Annotated in this window: 13 protein-coding genes; 11 read left to right on the top strand and 2 right to left on the bottom strand. The window is 46.0% G+C overall.

Features of this window, described 5'->3' with window-relative positions:
* The 5 genes from OL444_RS27500 (at position 1) to OL444_RS27480 (ending at position 3,964) form a co-directional block, all read left to right on the top strand.
* Positions 1 to 795 (top strand): DUF4198 domain-containing protein, encoded by a 795-nt coding sequence (locus OL444_RS27500; protein ID WP_264728056.1) that lies wholly within the window; start codon positions 1 to 3, stop codon positions 793 to 795.
* Positions 796 to 897: 102 nt separating this feature from the next.
* Positions 898 to 1,440: a TetR/AcrR family transcriptional regulator gene (locus tag OL444_RS27495; RefSeq protein WP_264728057.1), complete on the top strand. Its 543-nt coding sequence runs from the start codon at positions 898 to 900 to the stop codon at positions 1,438 to 1,440.
* 216 nt (positions 1,441 to 1,656) lie between these two features.
* On the top strand, positions 1,657 to 2,049 hold the full coding sequence (locus OL444_RS27490) for a nuclear transport factor 2 family protein (RefSeq protein ID WP_264728059.1): 393 nt from the start codon (positions 1,657 to 1,659) through the stop codon (positions 2,047 to 2,049).
* Positions 2,050 to 2,138: 89 nt separating this feature from the next.
* Positions 2,139 to 3,041: a helix-turn-helix domain-containing protein gene (locus tag OL444_RS27485; protein WP_264728061.1), complete on the top strand. Its 903-nt coding sequence runs from the start codon at positions 2,139 to 2,141 to the stop codon at positions 3,039 to 3,041.
* An 83-nt stretch (positions 3,042 to 3,124) separates the two neighbouring features.
* On the top strand, positions 3,125 to 3,964 hold the full coding sequence (locus OL444_RS27480) for an oxidoreductase (RefSeq protein WP_264728063.1): 840 nt from the start codon (positions 3,125 to 3,127) through the stop codon (positions 3,962 to 3,964).
* Positions 3,965 to 4,011: 47 nt separating this feature from the next.
* Here the strand turns inward: OL444_RS27480 and OL444_RS27475 are convergent, their stop codons facing one another.
* Together OL444_RS27475 and OL444_RS27470 are read right to left on the bottom strand one after the other, a co-directional pair.
* Entirely contained in the window at positions 4,012 to 6,108 is a 2,097-nt protein-coding gene (locus OL444_RS27475; protein WP_264728065.1) for a DNA topoisomerase 3, read from the bottom strand.
* Between the two features lie 118 nt (positions 6,109 to 6,226).
* Positions 6,227 to 7,084: an SDR family oxidoreductase gene (locus OL444_RS27470; protein ID WP_264728067.1), complete on the bottom strand. Its 858-nt coding sequence runs from the start codon at positions 7,082 to 7,084 to the stop codon at positions 6,227 to 6,229.
* A gap of 322 nt (positions 7,085 to 7,406) precedes the next feature.
* Here OL444_RS27470 and OL444_RS27465 point away from each other — a divergent pair, with 322 nt between their 5' ends.
* The 6 genes from OL444_RS27465 to OL444_RS27440 all read left to right on the top strand — a co-directional run bounded on the left by OL444_RS27465 (position 7,407) and on the right by OL444_RS27440 (position 17,207).
* Positions 7,407 to 8,003 (top strand): RNA polymerase sigma-70 factor, encoded by a 597-nt coding sequence (locus tag OL444_RS27465; RefSeq protein ID WP_264728068.1) that lies wholly within the window; start codon positions 7,407 to 7,409, stop codon positions 8,001 to 8,003.
* Between the two features lie 328 nt (positions 8,004 to 8,331).
* Positions 8,332 to 9,366 (top strand): FecR family protein, encoded by a 1,035-nt coding sequence (locus OL444_RS27460; RefSeq protein ID WP_264728070.1) that lies wholly within the window; start codon positions 8,332 to 8,334, stop codon positions 9,364 to 9,366.
* A 351-nt stretch (positions 9,367 to 9,717) separates the two neighbouring features.
* Entirely contained in the window at positions 9,718 to 13,155 is a 3,438-nt protein-coding gene (locus OL444_RS27455) for a TonB-dependent receptor (RefSeq protein ID WP_264728073.1), read from the top strand.
* A gap of 33 nt (positions 13,156 to 13,188) precedes the next feature.
* Positions 13,189 to 14,913, top strand: coding sequence for a DUF4397 domain-containing protein (locus OL444_RS27450; RefSeq protein ID WP_264728075.1), 1,725 nt, complete (start codon positions 13,189 to 13,191; stop codon positions 14,911 to 14,913).
* Between the two features lie 35 nt (positions 14,914 to 14,948).
* On the top strand, positions 14,949 to 16,127 hold the full coding sequence (locus tag OL444_RS27445) for a hypothetical protein (RefSeq protein ID WP_264728077.1): 1,179 nt from the start codon (positions 14,949 to 14,951) through the stop codon (positions 16,125 to 16,127).
* A gap of 36 nt (positions 16,128 to 16,163) precedes the next feature.
* Positions 16,164 to 17,207 (top strand): fasciclin domain-containing protein, encoded by a 1,044-nt coding sequence (locus tag OL444_RS27440; protein ID WP_264728079.1) that lies wholly within the window; start codon positions 16,164 to 16,166, stop codon positions 17,205 to 17,207.
* The last annotated feature ends 47 nt before the right edge of the window (positions 17,208 to 17,254 follow it).

Here is a 17,254-nt window from a genome sequence, read left to right as displayed (position 1 = left end):
ATGAAAAAAACAGCGCTGGCTATAGGCATACTGTTCATCAGTGCACTGGCTTTCGGACATGAATTCTGGCTGCAGCCGGTAAAGTTTATCCTTGGCATCAACGAACCGGTAAATGTGCGGGTGATGGTAGGAGAAAACTACAAAGGAGAAAGATCCGATGGCACGAAATACCGCATACAACAACTGAAACATTTTGCGGTAGGGGTGGCAGAAGATTATACCGCCCACGTGAATGGCAGCAAAAGTGCCAATATTCATGCGGCTTTTGCTACAGCAGGCAATCACTTGCTGGCATTCAGCAATACCGGTAAATACATCTCGCTGGAAGCGGAAAAATTCAATGCTTATCTATTGGAAGAAGGGCTGGATGATATAGCTGCATTACGTAAAGAACGTGGTGAAACCGGGAAGCCGGGTAGAGAGTACTACCAGCGTTGCGCCAAAACCTTGTTACAGGTGGGCGAGGGGCAGGACGATACCTATGCGCTGCATACCGGTATGCGGATGGAACTGATTCCCGGTAAAAATCCCTATGCGTTGAAAGAGGGGGAATCCGTCACTTTTAAAGTATTGTTTGATCAGGCGCCTGTGAATAATGCATTGGTGCTGGCATGGAATGTATACAAGGGGAAAACATCGGTTACCAAATACCGCAGCAATGCTGCCGGCGAAGTAACGTTTCCGGTACAGCGCCGGGGCAGGTGGATGATCAGCAGCGTGCATATGATTCCGTATACAGATGCCGCCGTGGCCGATTGGAACAGCTTCTGGGGTAGTTATACCTTTGGATACTAAGGAGAGATAACTGTGTTGAAAATAATAAGACGTTCCGCTTCGGTGGGGCGTCTTTCTTTTTAGAAGTAGGTGTAATTCTCCGGTAGTTCGTAATTTTGCGGGATGAAAGCAAAGATAAGCGACCCAAGGCAGCGGTTATTGGACACTGCTACTGAGCTGTTTTATAACCAGGGCTATCGTGCTACGGGTATCAACCAGGTGATCCGGGAGGCAGGGGTGGCCAGAGCCAGTTTGTACCTGCATTTTGCCTCTAAGGAAGCTTTGCTGATTGCTTTTCTGCAGTACCGGCACCAGTATTGGTTCGATGCGCTGAAAACCTGGACAGAGAAGACGGCCAAGCCCAAAGAACAAATCATGGCTGCTTTTGATTTTCTGCACGACATCAATGAAAAAGAACATTTCCGCGGTTGTGCCTTTCTCAATATCCTCTCTGAAATGACCGACAAAGATGCGGCGGTGTTGCAGGTGATACAGGAACATAAAAAAGACCTGCGGGCTTACCTGGGGCATATTCTGGTGAAAGAAAAGCAGGCATTGAAAGACCAGGTGTACCTGTTGTTTGAAGCGGCGATGATAGAAAGTCAGCTTTACCGTCATCAGTGGCCGGTACAGGAGGCCAGGAAGGCCGTGAGTGGCTTGTTGTAGTATTTCCAGTTACTTTTTATTTTTAGCAAGATATACCTGTTTTACTTTTCTTGTAAAAATAAAGACAGACTGATCTGTCTATTTTGAGATTTATTCCTACATTTGTGGTAACAGGAGGTTGAACCGGTAGGGTACTGACTATCCTGTATGTATTGGTTTGTTTTTAAAAAGACAGGTTGACTTGTCTGTATTAATGTTCATTAAAACTTCATCATCATGGAAAAAAGATTACCTGTTCCGCCATTTACCTACGAAACCGCCCTGCAGAAAGTACAGTTTGCAGAAGATGCCTGGAACAGCCGCGACCCGCAAAAAGTAGCCCTGGCCTATACGATAGATACCGAATGGCGTAACCGCGATCAGTTTATCAATGGCCGCGAAGCGGTGATCAGCTTTCTGACTGCTAAATGGGAGAAAGAGCTGGACTATAAATTAAAGAAAGAGCTGTGGAGCTTTCATGATAACCGCATTGCCGTACGTTTTGAATATACCTGGACGAATAAGGAGGGTAAACATTTCCGTTCCTACGGTAATGAGATGTGGGAGTTTAATCCGGAAGGACTGATGCAGCGGCGCTATGCTTCTATTAATGATGTGGCGCTGGATTAAGGTGTAATAGGGTGGGAGCCGATGCCGGATTGTGCGGGGCTCCTGCCAGTGCTGTTTGCTGCATTGGTTTGAATTTTGTAATTTTAGGTATGCCGCAAACAGAGTCACTACAGGAGTTCTACCAGCAAAAGCTGAATCAGGTACCGGAGAACCTGCAACAGGAGATCGGACATTTTAATGTATTCCGGATGAAGGATTGTGTGGTAGACAATCACCTGACCGTGAATTACAGCCGCCGTGATTTCTATAAGGTCAGCCTGAACACCGGGCATTACCTGTTTCACTACGCCGATAAAACCCTTGAAGTAAAGGGGCCTACGCTGATGTTTTTCTCTCCGCAGGTACCGTATTCCTGGGAAGCATTAACCCCGGACTATGAGGGCTTTTTCTGCATCTTCCGGGCGCCCTTCCTGACAGAGCGCATGCGGATGAACATCAATGACCTGCCGATGTTCAGCACCAGCGGCAAACCGGCTTTTAGTTTAACTGCGGAACAACACGAGGAAACAGCGGTTATATACCGTAAAATGCTGGCGGAAATCGCCTCAGACTATCCTTTTAAGTATGACCTGCTTTGTAACTACCTGAAAGAGATTTTTCATGTGGCGCTTAAAATGCAGCCGTCTGAAACCTTGTATCCGCATGCCAATGCGAATGCCCGTCTGACGGCGGTTTTTTCTGATCTGCTGGAACGCCAGTTCCCGATTGAATCACCGGCGCAGCGTTTTACCCTGCGTTCCGCCAGCGACTATGCACAGCAACTGGCCGTACATGTCAATCACCTCAACCGGGCTATCCGCGAAACTACCGGTAAAACCACTACCAGCCACATTGCCGAACGGCTGGCTGCAGAAGCCAAAGCGTTGCTGAAGCATACCAGCTGGAACGTAGCAGAAATCAGCTATGCCCTGGGATTTGAAGAACCGGCCCATTTCAATAACTTCTTTAAGAAACAAACAAGCCTGACACCCACTGCCTACCGGGATGTTTGAATTTTGCAATCATTCGTTTGAATGGCGTAATAATGGGCAAGGAAGGCCGCCCTACTTTTGTAAGACTAAAAACATACATGTTTATGAGCAACACAAAAGTTTGGTTTGTTACCGGCGCCTCCAAAGGTTTAGGACGCATTCTCGTATTACAATTATTACAGCAGGGATATAAAGTAGCAGCTACTTCCAGAAATATAGCAGACCTGCGCAAAATTACCACAGCAGATAGCAGTAGCTTCCTGCCGCTGGCGGTAGATCTCATCAGCGAAAAAAGCGTGGAAGATGCCATCGGTGAAACGGTAAAACACTTTGGTCGTATAGACGTTATCGTGAATAATGCCGGATATGGACAAGTAGGCGGTTTGGAAGAAGTATCAGATACAGAAGCCCGGACTAACTTCGACGTAAATGTATTCGGGAGCCTGAATGTGATCCGGAAAGCACTGCCTTATCTGCGGGAACAAAAATCAGGACACATCCTGAACATCTCCTCCATCGCTGGTTTTGTTGCTTTCTTCCCCGGTTTCGGTATTTACTGCGCTACTAAATTTGCGCTGGAAGGACTGTCAGAATCCCTGGTTACAGAAGTAAAACCGTTCGGTATCCACGTAACCCTGGTGGAACCTGGTTATTTCAGAACTGAGTTCCTTTCTTCTGGTTCTTTGGCGGTACCTGCCAATGAAATAGCGGACTATGAAAATATACGGGAAGTACAAAAAGCACATCAGTTCGATATTCATGGTCAGCAGGCCGGTGATCCGGAGAAAGCAGCTGCTGCAATGATTCAGGTAACAACAACACCGGAACCACCGGTACATCTGTTCCTGGGACAGGATGCCTATGACCTCGCATACGAGAAAATAGCTACTGTGAAAAAAGACCTGGAAGCCTGGAAAGCAGTGACGGTGGCTACCGGTTTCTAATCATCATCATCAGGAGCAGTAATAACACTGCTCCTGATGATAAGGTATTATGCTACTACGAGGTTGAAATGCTCATCCAATGACAGTTTGTTGTTTTTGGATGAGCTTTTTCCTTTCGTGAGTAAGTCGTGGAGTTGTTTATCGGTAAGTTTTTTATCGGCTACAGTAAAAGGAATCTTGAAACCGCATTGGTTGAAATTGCTGCAGCCGTAGGCGGTGTTGCCTTTTTTCAACAAATGTGTTTTACATTTCGGACAGGTCAGCTGTTCAAGCACAATAGGCGCTTTCGGCGCTTTGGGTTTTGCTTCTTTTTTGGTTTTCCCTTTTTCCTTCTCCTTTTCTTCCGGTGGTGTTTCCGGTGCGATGGTGATGAATTTATAACTCGCTGTTTTTACTTCGGCAGTCAGCGCGGTTACCATTTGAATCAGCTCGTCCTTAAAGGTATCCGGTGCATATTCTCCTTTTTCAATGAGCCGGAGTTTACGTTCCCACTGGCCGGTGAGTTCCGCACTTTTGAGCAACTCGGATTGTATGGTATCAATGAGGTCCATACCCGTTTGGGTAGCGTAGATGTTTTTTTTCTTTTTCTCGATATATTTTCTGCGAAAGAGGGTTTCAATAATGTTGGCACGGGTAGAAGGCCGGCCAATACCATTGTCTTTCAGCAGCTCGCGCATTTCTTCATCGTCTACCTGTTTGCCGGCCGTTTCCATGGCCCGCAGCAAAGACGCTTCTGTAAAGGCTTTGGGTGGAGAGGTTTTCCCCTGGTGTATGCGGGGCGTATGCGGACCACTTTCACCCACTTCAAAAACCGGTAGTATTTTTTCCTCTTCTTCTCCTTCCTTTTTTTCTTTTACATCATTGGCATATACTTCTTTCCAGCCGGGTTCCAGTATTTGTTTACCGGTTACTTTAAAAGGTACCTGACCTACTTTACCCAGCACTGTGGTATTGGAAATTTTACATTCCGGATAAAAGGCGGCAATGAAGCGCCGGGCAATCAGATCGTACAGCCTTTTTTCTTCCAGGCCGATACCGCCGGGATATACGCCGGTAGGGATAATGGCATGGTGATCGGTTACTTTTTTATCGTCGAAAACTGTTTTCAGTTTAGGAATAGGCTTGGCCAGTACAGGAGCGGTGAGTGCGCTGTAGGGCGTGAGATCCTGCAGGATACCCGGCACTTTGGGGTGCAGGTCTTCCGACAGGTAAGTGGTATCTACCCTGGGGTAGGTGACGAGTTTTTTTTCGTATAGGCTCTGTACGTGTTTGAGGGTGTCGTCGGCAGTATAGGCATATTTTTTATTGGCTTCCACCTGCAGACCCGTGAGGTCAAACAGACGGGGATTGCCTTCCTTGCCATCTTTCTTTTCAAAGGAAGTGACTTCAAACAGATGCTCCTGCAGATAGGCCAGGCCTTTGGCTGCTTTCTCCGGACTTTTCAACCGGTCGATGGTAGCGGTGAACTCTGTTTCGCGATATAACGTTTTTAACTCCCAGTAATCTTCAGATACAAAGGCGTTGATTTCTTTTTGTCGTTGCACAATCATGGCCAGGGTAGGTGTTTGCACCCGGCCGATAGACAATACAACTTTCCCCTGCGCAAATTTTTTGGTGAAAAGGCGGGTGGCATTCATGCCTAACAGCCAGTCGCCGATAGCGCGGGCGCTGCCGGCAGCATACAGGTTGTTGTACTGGTCTGCTTCCCGTAATTGCTGGAAACCGTTGCGGATCGCTTCTTCTGTCAGGGAGGAAATCCAGAGTCTTTTGATCGGCGCAGTGCATTTGGCTTTTAGCAATACCCAACGCTGGATCAGTTCTCCTTCCTGGCCGGCATCCCCGCAGTTGATCACCTCTTCGCAGGCTTGTACCAGTGTTTCGATGACTTTAAACTGTTTTTGTACGCCGGAGTTTTCAATCAGTTTGATCCCAAAGCTGGAGGGGATCATGGGGAGATCTTCCAGGCGCCAGTATTTCCATTGTTCAAAATAATCGTGGGGTTCCTTTAGGGTACAAAAATGCCCGAAAGTCCAGGTTACCTGATAACCATTGCCTTCATAGTAGCCATCCTTGCGTTGTTTCGCGCCGATCACTTCTGCAATGTCTCTTGCCACACTTGGTTTTTCAGCAATGCAAACTCTCATATTACGTGTTGAAATTGGGGAACAAAGGTCGGAAAAAAGAATGAGGAATACCCTGTTTTCAGCCAGATATCTGGCCGGAAATCAGGTGTTTTTTTATCAGATACTCGTCGACGGGAGGTTATAAAAAGGTAGTGCCGGTAATCGTTTCACAGGCTGTCCAGATTTTTTCCCTGTTTTTAGCTGTGTTATGTCTGGGGGCTACTTTGGCGAGTTTGCTTTTGACGAAATATTGTCCGCTGTATTGTTCCCCTTCACGGGAAGTAGCGAGGAAGATAGTGGTGGCAGCACCTTTTTCCGGCGACAGGAAAAACAACGGTTTCAACAGATTGGTGAGCCGGTTGGAGAAGGTACTGTTGTCTTTACCGAAAGTGGTCGCTACGGCGCCAGGGTGAAGACTGTTGACCACTACATTTTTGATGCCACTGTCGGCCATGCGGCCGGCCATTTCTTCCGTCAGCAGGATCAGGAAAAGTTTGGAATTGCTGTAGGCACGTATGGCATGGAAGGAACGGGTGGCCTGGAGATCATTGAAGTCGGGCCGTGCCAGCGAATGCATGGCAGAAGATACATTGATGACCCGCGCTTTATGGCTATGCTGTAGTTGGTCAAACAGCAGTGCGGTTAAAAGATAGGGGGCCAGCACATTCACGGCAAAGGTATTTTCATAGCCTTCTGCTGTGGTTTCCCTGCGGGTGGCAGCCAGTATGCCGGCATTATTGATCAGCACATCCAGGTGGTTGTAGCGGTTCCGGAAAGTATGGGCGATCTTTTTTACGTCTGTCATCAGCGACAGATCGCCGGTAAGGGTATCAATAGCTGTATTGCCTGTGAGGTGGATGATTTCCTGTTGGGTTTGTATGGTCTTCGCTGCATTTCTGCCATGAATGACAACGGTGGCCCCGGTTTTGGCCAGGTGTATGGCGGTTATTTTTCCAATGCCGGCAGTAGCACCTGTGATCAAAAAAATCTTTTTCATACAACAGCTTAAGATGATAAAAGTGAGACTGATAATTTACGGAAGATGAACAGCAAAACAACAGCCGGCGTATCGGGGTTAGTAATGCCGGTAACCGGTAACTTTTCGGATAACTGGCTGATCATGTTCACAGGATAAAACGGATAAGAGCAATGATTTCTTATGTGGGTGGATGGTTTTCAGGCAACAGGACCGCAGCGACATAAACCAGCTGTATCGCTTTACTGGCCACCAGCTTGGGTTATCAAAAGTTAATGTTTAGATAATATAACTGCTGATTTTTTGCGCTTAAGTTTGTTGTCAGAAAAATAGTGACGAAAATATGGGCGAAGCTTTACAGGACTTATCAGATTATTTACTGTTGGAACAATGCAGGCTTGATAATGTGAAGGCGTTCGATGTATTGTTTGACCGATACTCCAAAAGACTGTATAATTATGCGCTGAACTATCTGCAGGACAAAGATACGGCAGAAGAGATCATGATGGATCTGATGGTGTGGATCTGGGAAAAAAGACAGCAACTTGATCCGGAAGTGAAGCTGGCGCCGTATTTATTTCGTGCTATTAAAAACGCCGTGATCAAGGCGATGAGTAAAAAATCATTTACTACAGTACCTATTGAACAGGTATATGATGATGAATCCCTCACTACTGCAGCAGCAGACACGAAGATCAATTGCCATGAAATTACGCAGGTATACCTCGAAAAGTTGGATGAACTGAGCCAGCAACGTCGCCGCGTGTTTAAGATGAGCCGGCACGAACAGCTTTCCCATGCTGAAATTGCCAAAGAACTGAACCTCTCCCTGTTCACGGTGAAGAATCACATCAAAGCATCACTTACCCATTTCCGGCAGCACCTGAAAGACTATGCCGACATTACCATGTTACTGTTGTTTTACATCTCCATGATGTAAGTGATATAGTGGTAGCTATATCATTTGATTGTTATGGCTTTTGCTGTTTATATCTCTTTGATATAACGGTTGCTATGTTATGTAAATGTTATCAGCTATTGCCAGGAGGTAAGTAATATAGCTGTCGCTATGTTATGTAATTGTTACCAGCTTTTCGTACAGGCGTTTTAGTTTGCTTATAAGTAATTGTTTGTTAGTGACTTGTAATCATTTTTTATGCCCTTTTGATGCCGTAAAGTTTTTTAATTCTCCATTAGCCCCTCGGGTTATTTTTCAGCTCTTATATAGTGAGCGGCCATACAACAGAATGGGCTTGCACGTACAACACATGGCAAACACGATCACGAAAGCATTAATGAATAAATACCTGGATAATACCTGTACCGCAGCAGAAAGGCAGCTGGTAGCAGATTTTATTCAGGAACCGGAAGGGCGGCTGCTATTGGATGAAGTGCTTACAGAAAGATTACCGGCGGATATGCTGTTGATGGAACAGATCAGAGTGGATGAACAACAGGTAATGGGCTGGAAATCCACCTTGCAGCAACGCATGCAGGGAATGGTACCGGAGCAGGAGCCAGCAGTCATCAGGCCGGTGAAACGATTCTCTTTTTTACGTCATGCTGCAGTGTGGGCGGTATTAGTATCGGGTTTGGGAACGTTTGGTGTATATCAGTACCGCAAGAACAACAAGGCCACCACTACCTTGGTGAGCCTGGAGAAAAGTAACCCCAGGGGGCAGCGTGCGGTGATTACTTTGGCAGATGGATCTGTTATTCACCTGGGTGCAGACAGTAAACTGGAATATCCGGAACACTTTAATGGAAATACCCGTGAAATAACATTAACCGGGGAAGCTTTTTTTGAAATCAGTGAAGATCCTGCACATCCGTTCATTGTGCATACAGGAAAGGTACAAACAAGGGTATTAGGTACCTCTTTTAAGATCAATGCTTTTAATGGTACGCCGCTCACCATTGCGGTAGCTACCGGAAAGGTAAGTGTAGAACACGCCGGCAATGATTATAAAGGAAGCAGACCAATGGCTGTACTCACGCCGGGGCAACAGGTTACCTGGAATCCGGAAAGCCGTCGTTCCTCTATTGCACAGATACCGGTGGAAGATATTGCGGGCTGGAAAAGCGCGCGGCTTACTTTCAACAACAATACGCTGAAAGAAGTAGCGATGGAACTGGAACGCTGGTATAATGTAAGTATCGAATTTAAACAATCACATACCGCGCAGAAGCGGATCACTGTTACACTGTATGCTAATATGCCTTTAGAGCAAACACTTCGTGTGTTAAGCGCCGGTAGCCGCTTTAGCTATAAAATGAACGACCGGCAGGTAATTATTCACTAACGTATAAAAAAGACACATGAATTAATAGTACACAAAAAAAACGTTCCCGATAGCGGAAACTATACGGGAACGCCTGAAATGATTTCATCTGCCTGATAAGTTTTGGACGACGAACAGGCATCATGAAAATAAATAGCCGGTCAGTAAATGACCGGTAGCTAACAGATTTTCCCGGCAAGCCGGGATTAACCAGTAACATTCAAATGTATGGAAAAAGGATTAAAAACGAATCCTTTAAGATTTAACATGAATCCCACTTTCGCCTGTCGGCGGGCCCACCCGGGTAAAAATAACGTGTTGGGTTCTCTGCTTAGGGAAAGGGAAGGCCTCAGGCCCTTAATTTATTTCCTGATGAGATGTTCATTTATTCTGCTGGTATTGCAGCTCACTTGCGCGGGCCTGCTCTTTGCAGCACACGTAAATAGCCAGGATCTGACCCGCAAAATAAACCTGCGACTGGACAAAGTTGCGCTGAAAGCAGCTTTATTGACCATTGAAAAGCAAAGCGAAGTTAAATTTCTGTTACCAGATGAATTGCTGGCTAAAACCAACAAACAGGTAACCCTCAACAACCCGGATATCCGTATTCAGGATGCTTTATACAGCATGCTGGAACACACCGGGCTGGAGTATAAGCTGGTAGACGGTTATGTAGTCATTGCACAACAACCGGTACCCGTAAAAATCAATGGTAAAGTTATTGACGGCAAAACCAAAGACCCGATTCCAGGTGTATCTGTACGGGTGAAAGGTACTGCCAGTGGTGCTTCTACAGATGCAAACGGTATCTTCAACGTAACCGTTCCGCAAAGTGGTGGCGTACTCGTAGTAGGTTACATCGGTTATGAAACAAAAGAAGTGAGGGTAAACGCTGCCAGTGGTACTATCATTGTAGCATTAACGGTTTCCAGTAAACAACTGAGCGAAGTAACCGTAAACGCACGCCGTAAACTGAATACGGAAATTGCGGTACTGCAGGATCGTAAAAATGCGGCCATTGTACAGGATGCGATTTCTGCTGCACAGATCGAACGTACCGGTAGTATCACCACCACCCAGGCGTTACAGAAAGTATCCGGTGTAACTATCACCGATGATAAATTTGTAGCGATCCGTGGTTTGGGTGATCGTAGTGTAATCGGACAGCTGAATGGTGTACGTCTCGCTTCATCTGATCCCGACAGAAGTTCCATTCCTTTGGATCTGGTGCCTGCGTCCCTCCTGGATAACATCACCATCTTCAAAACCGTTACGCCCGATAAACCGGCAGATGCTGCCGCAGGTATCGTGGAGCTGAAAACGAAATCCGTTCCGGACAGTGCGATCTTCAACATCATTGCACAAACCGGTTTTAATACAAACGTTGGTATCAATGGTAATGTGAACAGTTTCTATAACAGTGAACTGGGCTTCTTTGGTACCAAAGTAAACAACAAAAATCTTTCCGGCGAATTCCTGGACCTGTCCAAACAATATCCCGGTGGTTTATCCCAGATCCAGAAAATGATCGCCAACAGCAACAACAGCCCGGCGATGCAACAGGAAGCTGCCCGTATCAATAACCTGATGCACAGCTTCGATCCGGTGATGACGACTAAATATCGCAAAGCGCCGCTGAATCAGTTGTTCTCTGCTACCTATGGTAACAGTTTCAAAATATTCCGCAAACATACATTGGGTGTTATCGCAGGCGCCAACTACTATAGCCGTACTACGGATATCTATGGTGGCGACCTGACACAGTATAGCATCTACCAGGGTGTTATCACTGGTAACAAAGATGTGTACAGCCCAAGAAATATCCCTAACTATATTACCCCGAACAACCTGTTCATGGGTAAATACCAAAGCTATAAAGAGAATACCGGTACGCAGACGCTGAACTATGGTGCATTGGGAGGCTTAACCTACAAGTTCAATCCCCGCCATGAAATCAGCATGCAATACCTGGGTAGCTGGGGTAGTGAAGCGCAGGCAATCAATATGTATGGCCAGTACCAGTATACCGGTCTGCCAGGCGATGTAGCCAGCACGATTTATTCCCTGAAACAAACCTATCGTACCCTGCATACCTATAACCTGCAAGGGGAACATAAATTCCTGAAAGGAGAGTACAGCCCGCGGCTGAGTTACAACATCGCTACTTCCTCTTCTTCCCAGAATGATCCTGACTACCGTTTCATTACCCTCACGGATTATACACCCCGTGGTGGCGCATGGTATCTGAGACCAGTCGTTACTTCCCAGAATCCTTCTTCCGGATATGTTTATACAGATCACCTGTATGCACTGAACTCCGGTTATGTAAATGGATATGGTACCTATGGCATCATTCAGGCAGAACCCAACGGCCGCCGTTGGAGAAACCTGACGGAAACCAACTATAACTACAAGGCAGATGTAGCCATCCCATTCCCGTTATTCGGTAAGAAACAGGAATTTAAAACCGGGGTGAACTACCTGAACCGCGATCGTAAGTTCCGTGAGAATATGTTCTTCCTGCCAGGTTCCAACTTCTCAAAAAATGGCGCTGTGCCGTTGTATGATGCAGAAGGTAACCTCGACAGGCTGGTAAGCCCGGAAATGATTGGTATTAAAATGCCAACCGGTAGCACCGGCGAAGGCGCTGGTCCTATTGGCGGGTTCCTTTATAACAGCCAGAAATCACCGAACAACTATACCGGTTTCTTCGAAACCAACGCTTTCTATGGTATGCTGGACTTACGTTTACCTGGTAACCTCCGTTTAACGGGTGGGGTACGTGTGGAAAAAACCAATATCCAGTCAGCAGTAGATACTTCAGACGTATACCTGGATCCTTCCCTGACGGCAAAGGATAGCGATGGTAAAACCGTACCGGTAGCGCTGATCAATCCTAATACCGCTTACAAAACCGGTTACAAACCTTACTATTCTGTGAATATGACTTATATCTACAAGGAGAATATGAACTTCCGCGTAGGATATAATACAACACTGGCCAGACCTGAGCTGCGTGAGATTACCAACGTATTCGAATTTGATGCTTTCCAGATGGGTCTCGTAGTAGGTAATCCTAACCTGATTAACCAGCATACAGAGAACCTCGATTTCAGATGGGAATGGTTCCCTAACAGAGGAGAGGTAATTTCCGTTTCCCTGTTTGGTAAACGCATACAAAACCAGCTGGTAAAAGTATTCAGTCTGAAAACAGACGGACTGGCAGCAAAATATCCGGAGTATCCTACCATTCAGTTCCAGAACGATCCTAACGTAGGTAACGTATGGGGTGTGGAATTGGAAGTAGTGAAAGACCTGGGCCTCCTGTATGATCCGTTTAAAAACTTCTTTATCGGTAGCAACCTGTTACTGGCACAGAGTAACATCAAGAAAACAGCAGAAAGATTTGCAGCCAATAAATCACTGGATCGCCATACACCGGAAAACAGTCCGCTGTTTGAACAGGCGCCGTATTCTGTGAATGCCTGGCTGAACTATAACAACAAAAAAACAGGAACAGACCTGACGGCCACATTCAACATGGTAGGTGAACGCCTGGTACAAATTAACCTGACCGGTGAACCCGATCTGTATACCCGTCCTGTACCGGTATTGGATTTTGTATTCAGTCAGCGCCTTTCCAAACGTTTGTTGTTCAAAGGTTACGCGAAGAATATACTGAATCCTGCTATCGAAACAGTATATGCCAACCCGGGTACCGGTGGTCTTTGGTATGGTAACAAATATACTAACCGCAGCTACAAACGTGGCAGTGAAATCATGTTGGGCTTTACCTATAACCTGTTTTAATAGTAACGGGCATCCGGAACAAAAAAAATGAAAATGAAACGCATTTCCATAATGGCAGGTATGTTACTCGCTTTTGGCAGTATCATTACATCCTGTAAGAAAGATAAAACAGACCATCAGTACGATAACAGGATTATCCAGGATACCCGCAGTAATTCGGGTATCCGGATAGTGAACATGGCTAATCATAATCAGGTGATCGTTAATGGTGACACCCTCACCAACTATCAGGTATTCGGACCAACGGACCCCAACTGGAAACTGTATGGTACCAAATATTTCCCGGAAAAAGGACAGCTGAGTACTACCTGGTATGTACCGAAACACTTCCTGAATGCAGCCGGTAAAGCGACTTTGAAAACAGAAGCAAGAAGCTATCAGTCAATTCCCGATCCTGCTGTATTTGAAGTAGCCGAAAACTACAGTCAGCCTGCCGATTATTACATTGTACGCAGTAGCATCTATACAACCGGAGAAATTCCACAGGTAAACAGGATTCCCCGTTCTGTAGAAGCACCGGCTAAAGCAGATCATTTTAAGATTCGCATTGTGAACCTGAGTGCAGGCATTAAATCACCAGATGCGACACAGGAAAAAATTGACGGGCCAATGAGTCTGGCATGGGCAGATGGTACGCCGGTAAACACTGCTACCTCTAACGTTCCTGCGGGTAAGTATTCTGACTATATTGAATTACCCTATGGTACCTACCAGTTTAAAGTCATGTCAAAAGCAGGTACACAGGTAAGTGCCTTCGGAGGTAACAACGAAGAAAATACCAAAGTAATAGATCCGGCCACGTCTACCATGACGAAAGGAGCCATCGGTATTCCTCATACCGTTAGCGTAGGTATTACGTATGCGCCTATACGTACCTATCAGCCGGGAGGAATTTATACGATCGTTATCGCGCCGTTTATATTTACAGTACCCTACTATCTGGGTGGATCCGGAGAGGAAACGACGATCAGCCAAAATGGTTTCCAGGTGGTGACAGACATTTCTGAGCCGATGAATATTACCTATGCCCGTATACATGGTGTGAATGCACTGCCGGGAAGCAATGCTATCCGGTTAAAAGTAAATGGCCGGCAAGCAGGTAATGACATTAACTATGCTACTGCAGGGGAATACATTACTACCGTAACTGGTATGACAACGATAGAAGCAACAGATGCTGCGGGTAAAGTACTGGCGGCACGGCAACAGTTCCTGACAGCAGGCCAGAATTATAGTTCCTGGGTATATGCAGACGCAAATGGTGCTGCACAGATAGCGGTTGCTGCCAATAACCTCAGCGGCAACCTGTTTAACCCAGGTGAAGACGGACAGGATGGTACATACCAGCGCCGTCAGTATAAACTGCCGTTTCAATATCGTTTCCTCAACTTCTGTCCCGATTTCGCCAATGTCAACTTTACCGGTGATAACGGCCAGTCAATAGGCGGTTCAGGTACCAAAAACCTGCAACCAGGAGTGATCCCACAGGAAACATCGAATGCCATAAAGGGAGCGACAATCATGAACTTTAAAATGATGGCTTTCCAGTCTCCTGCGAATGTCTTCCCCGGCACCTGGTTGACACAGATACCACTATTGAAGTCTTCGGACTTTATCGCACGTAAAGAACTCTATACACGTGCTCCCATGCCGGAGACCGAACCCGGTTTCTTTACGGTGGCCCTCATCGGCAGAAATGGACCTAACGTGCCCGCTGCTGCAAAGGCAAGGATGATTATTGTAAAACATAACCGGTAGTGGCATTGAATGCTGAACCTTTAACAGTCATAAGCATGAAACTGAAGTATCCGATCATAATATTAAGCCTCCTGTTCAGCGTTTACGGCTGCAGCAAGGTAGAATATACTAAAATAGACAATCCGGCTTATCTGCGGGTATTCAATAACCTGAACTATAAGATAACGCTGGGTAATAAGGATCAGGAACAACCGTTCCTGACCATGCTCATCGACCCGGTGACAGATGCCTCCGGTATGCCCCTGAGTGCTGCCATTACCGGCGATTTCCTGGATAAGCGGGACCCATATGCACCGCCATATCCTTCACATGCCGGTAGCAGCAACTCCTATAAGAATCCGGAGTATCCAGGTAAGGAAAATGTATTGGTAGGCCCCGTGTTGAATGGTTTCGACCTGTCCAGCTGGGCACAGATCCCTGCGGGTAAACACCGTATTATGTTTATGTACCGTCCGATGAATAATACGCCTTTCTTTAGTCTGGAAGAAAGACTGAAGAAAAAAGTACTGGTAGATACCCTGATTGAGCTGGGTAGCAGGGAAGTATATACGCTGCACATCCTGCAAAAGAACTACAAAACCAAGGAAACCGGGATGTTGCTGCGTCAGGAAAATTTCCATAAGCAGGCTTTATCTGACTCCATGGTATATGTCAACTTCTATAACATGAGTGCAGAAGGTTTTGCAGAGGCGCCAAACGATAAGAAGGATGATAATTATGAGGCCGGCTATTTGGCAAAAGGAATCAAAGATGAAATGAATATCTGGTTCTCTTCTTTTACTAAAGATGATCTTAGGAATGCAATACCCGGGTTTTATCACAGATTTCTGATGACAGTGCGCCGTAACAATACCAGCGCTGCGGTAAGCCCATATTTCAGCTTCCCGCTGTTTGCAGATCCGAAGTCAAATCGTATCCATACCACCGCATGGCAACGTTTCAATTTAATGGCGCCAGGGATGAACCCGGAAAATAATCCCTATAATGATGGTAACTCAGAAACCTTCAATGACTATGCGCTCATCACTTGTTACGGAAACGGTACCAAACCGGCGTTTGAAGGAGCCAGCTGCGTCCTGCCGAATATGATTGTGAATATTCACTCCGGAAGAAATAATCCACAGTCTTTCGCTACGGTAAATACCATTGAAATTGTGAACGGTAGCGCCTATTTGACAACGGTACAACGTAAATATCCAACACCTATTTATTAAGCATGCACGGATACGTTGCGTTTTAAATAATCAGTTATGAAGTATATTATTCCATTAATAACGGCCATCATACTCACTTTCAGTTCATGTAAACACGATGACCTGGAATTATATCAGGAAAACAAAAACTACCGTGCTGCGGCAGATTTTATCCGGAATAACTACGATCTCACGCTTTTTTATGCGGCGTTGGAGAGAGCAGGTATGATGGCGGAATTGAGTGGTTCGGGACCTTTCACCATACTGGCGCCCAGCAATCAGGCGTTTAATGACCTGGGTTTTCTGAAAGCGGAAGATTTTCAAAAAGTATCGCCGGAAACCCTGAAGCTGATGCTTGGTATACATATCATCCCCCGGAAAGTGTCATCAGCAGAAGTGCAGGATAACTCGATCGATGTACGTTTCACGGCGCTCAGCGGAGTAAGACTGTATGTTACACTGGCAGGTAATGTGGGCAAGGAAAATCACCTTTATTTCAATGGTAGCGAGGCGATAGAGAAAGATGTGGTACTGTCCAATGGCGTGTTGCATGTGTTGGATAAAGTGATTAAATATACACCAGGTACAGTACAGGATATCCTGAACCAGCATCCGGAGTACAGCACTTTTGTAAGTGTACTGAAACGGTATGGCTTATGGGAACAGCTGGCCAGCGAAGGGCCATGGACCGTCTTTGCAGTCCCTAACAAGGTATTTGAAGAGAATGGTCTGGATGAAGCCGGCCTGGCCCGGATTAAACCTGATCAATACATTATCCCCCGGTTATTCGGGATTTACCTGATGGCTAAGCAACACTATTTCCTTTCTGATATTGCTTCATTTAAATATCTCACCGGGGAATCCGGTGTATCGGCACCTATTCCCGATGATTTCTATCTGATGTCTATCCTGTGGGAATCGATGTGGGTAGGTGACAAATTGGTATCAGTATTTAAAATAGGGTCAAGAGAGAGCCGGATTCACTATCCCAAACATGAGGTGATCTCCGCACGGAAGGCTTTACAGGACTTTAAAGCTGATAATGGTATTGTACATGACCTGCAAGGCATGATAGTAACCCCGGAGGAAGCAAAGAAATAACCATCGTTGCTGATTTGAATCCGGATTAACAGTTAATGACAATCATT

Source organism: Chitinophaga nivalis (assembly GCF_025989125.1).
Classification (GTDB): Bacteria; Bacteroidota; Bacteroidia; order Chitinophagales; family Chitinophagaceae; genus Chitinophaga; species Chitinophaga nivalis.
The sequence above is the reverse complement of the archived record's forward strand: the minus strand, read 5'-3'. Positions and strand labels throughout refer to the sequence as shown.

Bases quoted from the DNA above. Each gene is read 5' to 3' on its own strand.
- OL444_RS27500 (WP_264728056.1), top strand. From the start codon at position 1: ATGAAAAAAACAGCGCTGGCTATAGGCATACTGTTCATCAGTGCACTG.
- OL444_RS27495 (WP_264728057.1), top strand. From the start codon at position 898: ATGAAAGCAAAGATAAGCGACCCAAGGCAGCGGTTATTGGACACTGCT.
- OL444_RS27490 (WP_264728059.1), top strand. From the start codon at position 1,657: ATGGAAAAAAGATTACCTGTTCCGCCATTTACCTACGAAACCGCCCTG.
- OL444_RS27485 (WP_264728061.1), top strand. From the start codon at position 2,139: ATGCCGCAAACAGAGTCACTACAGGAGTTCTACCAGCAAAAGCTGAAT.
- OL444_RS27480 (WP_264728063.1), top strand. From the start codon at position 3,125: ATGAGCAACACAAAAGTTTGGTTTGTTACCGGCGCCTCCAAAGGTTTA.
- OL444_RS27475 (WP_264728065.1), bottom strand. From the start codon at position 6,108: ATGAGAGTTTGCATTGCTGAAAAACCAAGTGTGGCAAGAGACATTGCA.
- OL444_RS27470 (WP_264728067.1), bottom strand. From the start codon at position 7,084: ATGAAAAAGATTTTTTTGATCACAGGTGCTACTGCCGGCATTGGAAAA.
- OL444_RS27465 (WP_264728068.1), top strand. From the start codon at position 7,407: ATGGGCGAAGCTTTACAGGACTTATCAGATTATTTACTGTTGGAACAA.
- OL444_RS27460 (WP_264728070.1), top strand. From the start codon at position 8,332: ATGGCAAACACGATCACGAAAGCATTAATGAATAAATACCTGGATAAT.
- OL444_RS27455 (WP_264728073.1), top strand. From the start codon at position 9,718: ATGAGATGTTCATTTATTCTGCTGGTATTGCAGCTCACTTGCGCGGGC.
- OL444_RS27450 (WP_264728075.1), top strand. From the start codon at position 13,189: ATGAAACGCATTTCCATAATGGCAGGTATGTTACTCGCTTTTGGCAGT.
- OL444_RS27445 (WP_264728077.1), top strand. From the start codon at position 14,949: ATGAAACTGAAGTATCCGATCATAATATTAAGCCTCCTGTTCAGCGTT.
- OL444_RS27440 (WP_264728079.1), top strand. From the start codon at position 16,164: ATGAAGTATATTATTCCATTAATAACGGCCATCATACTCACTTTCAGT.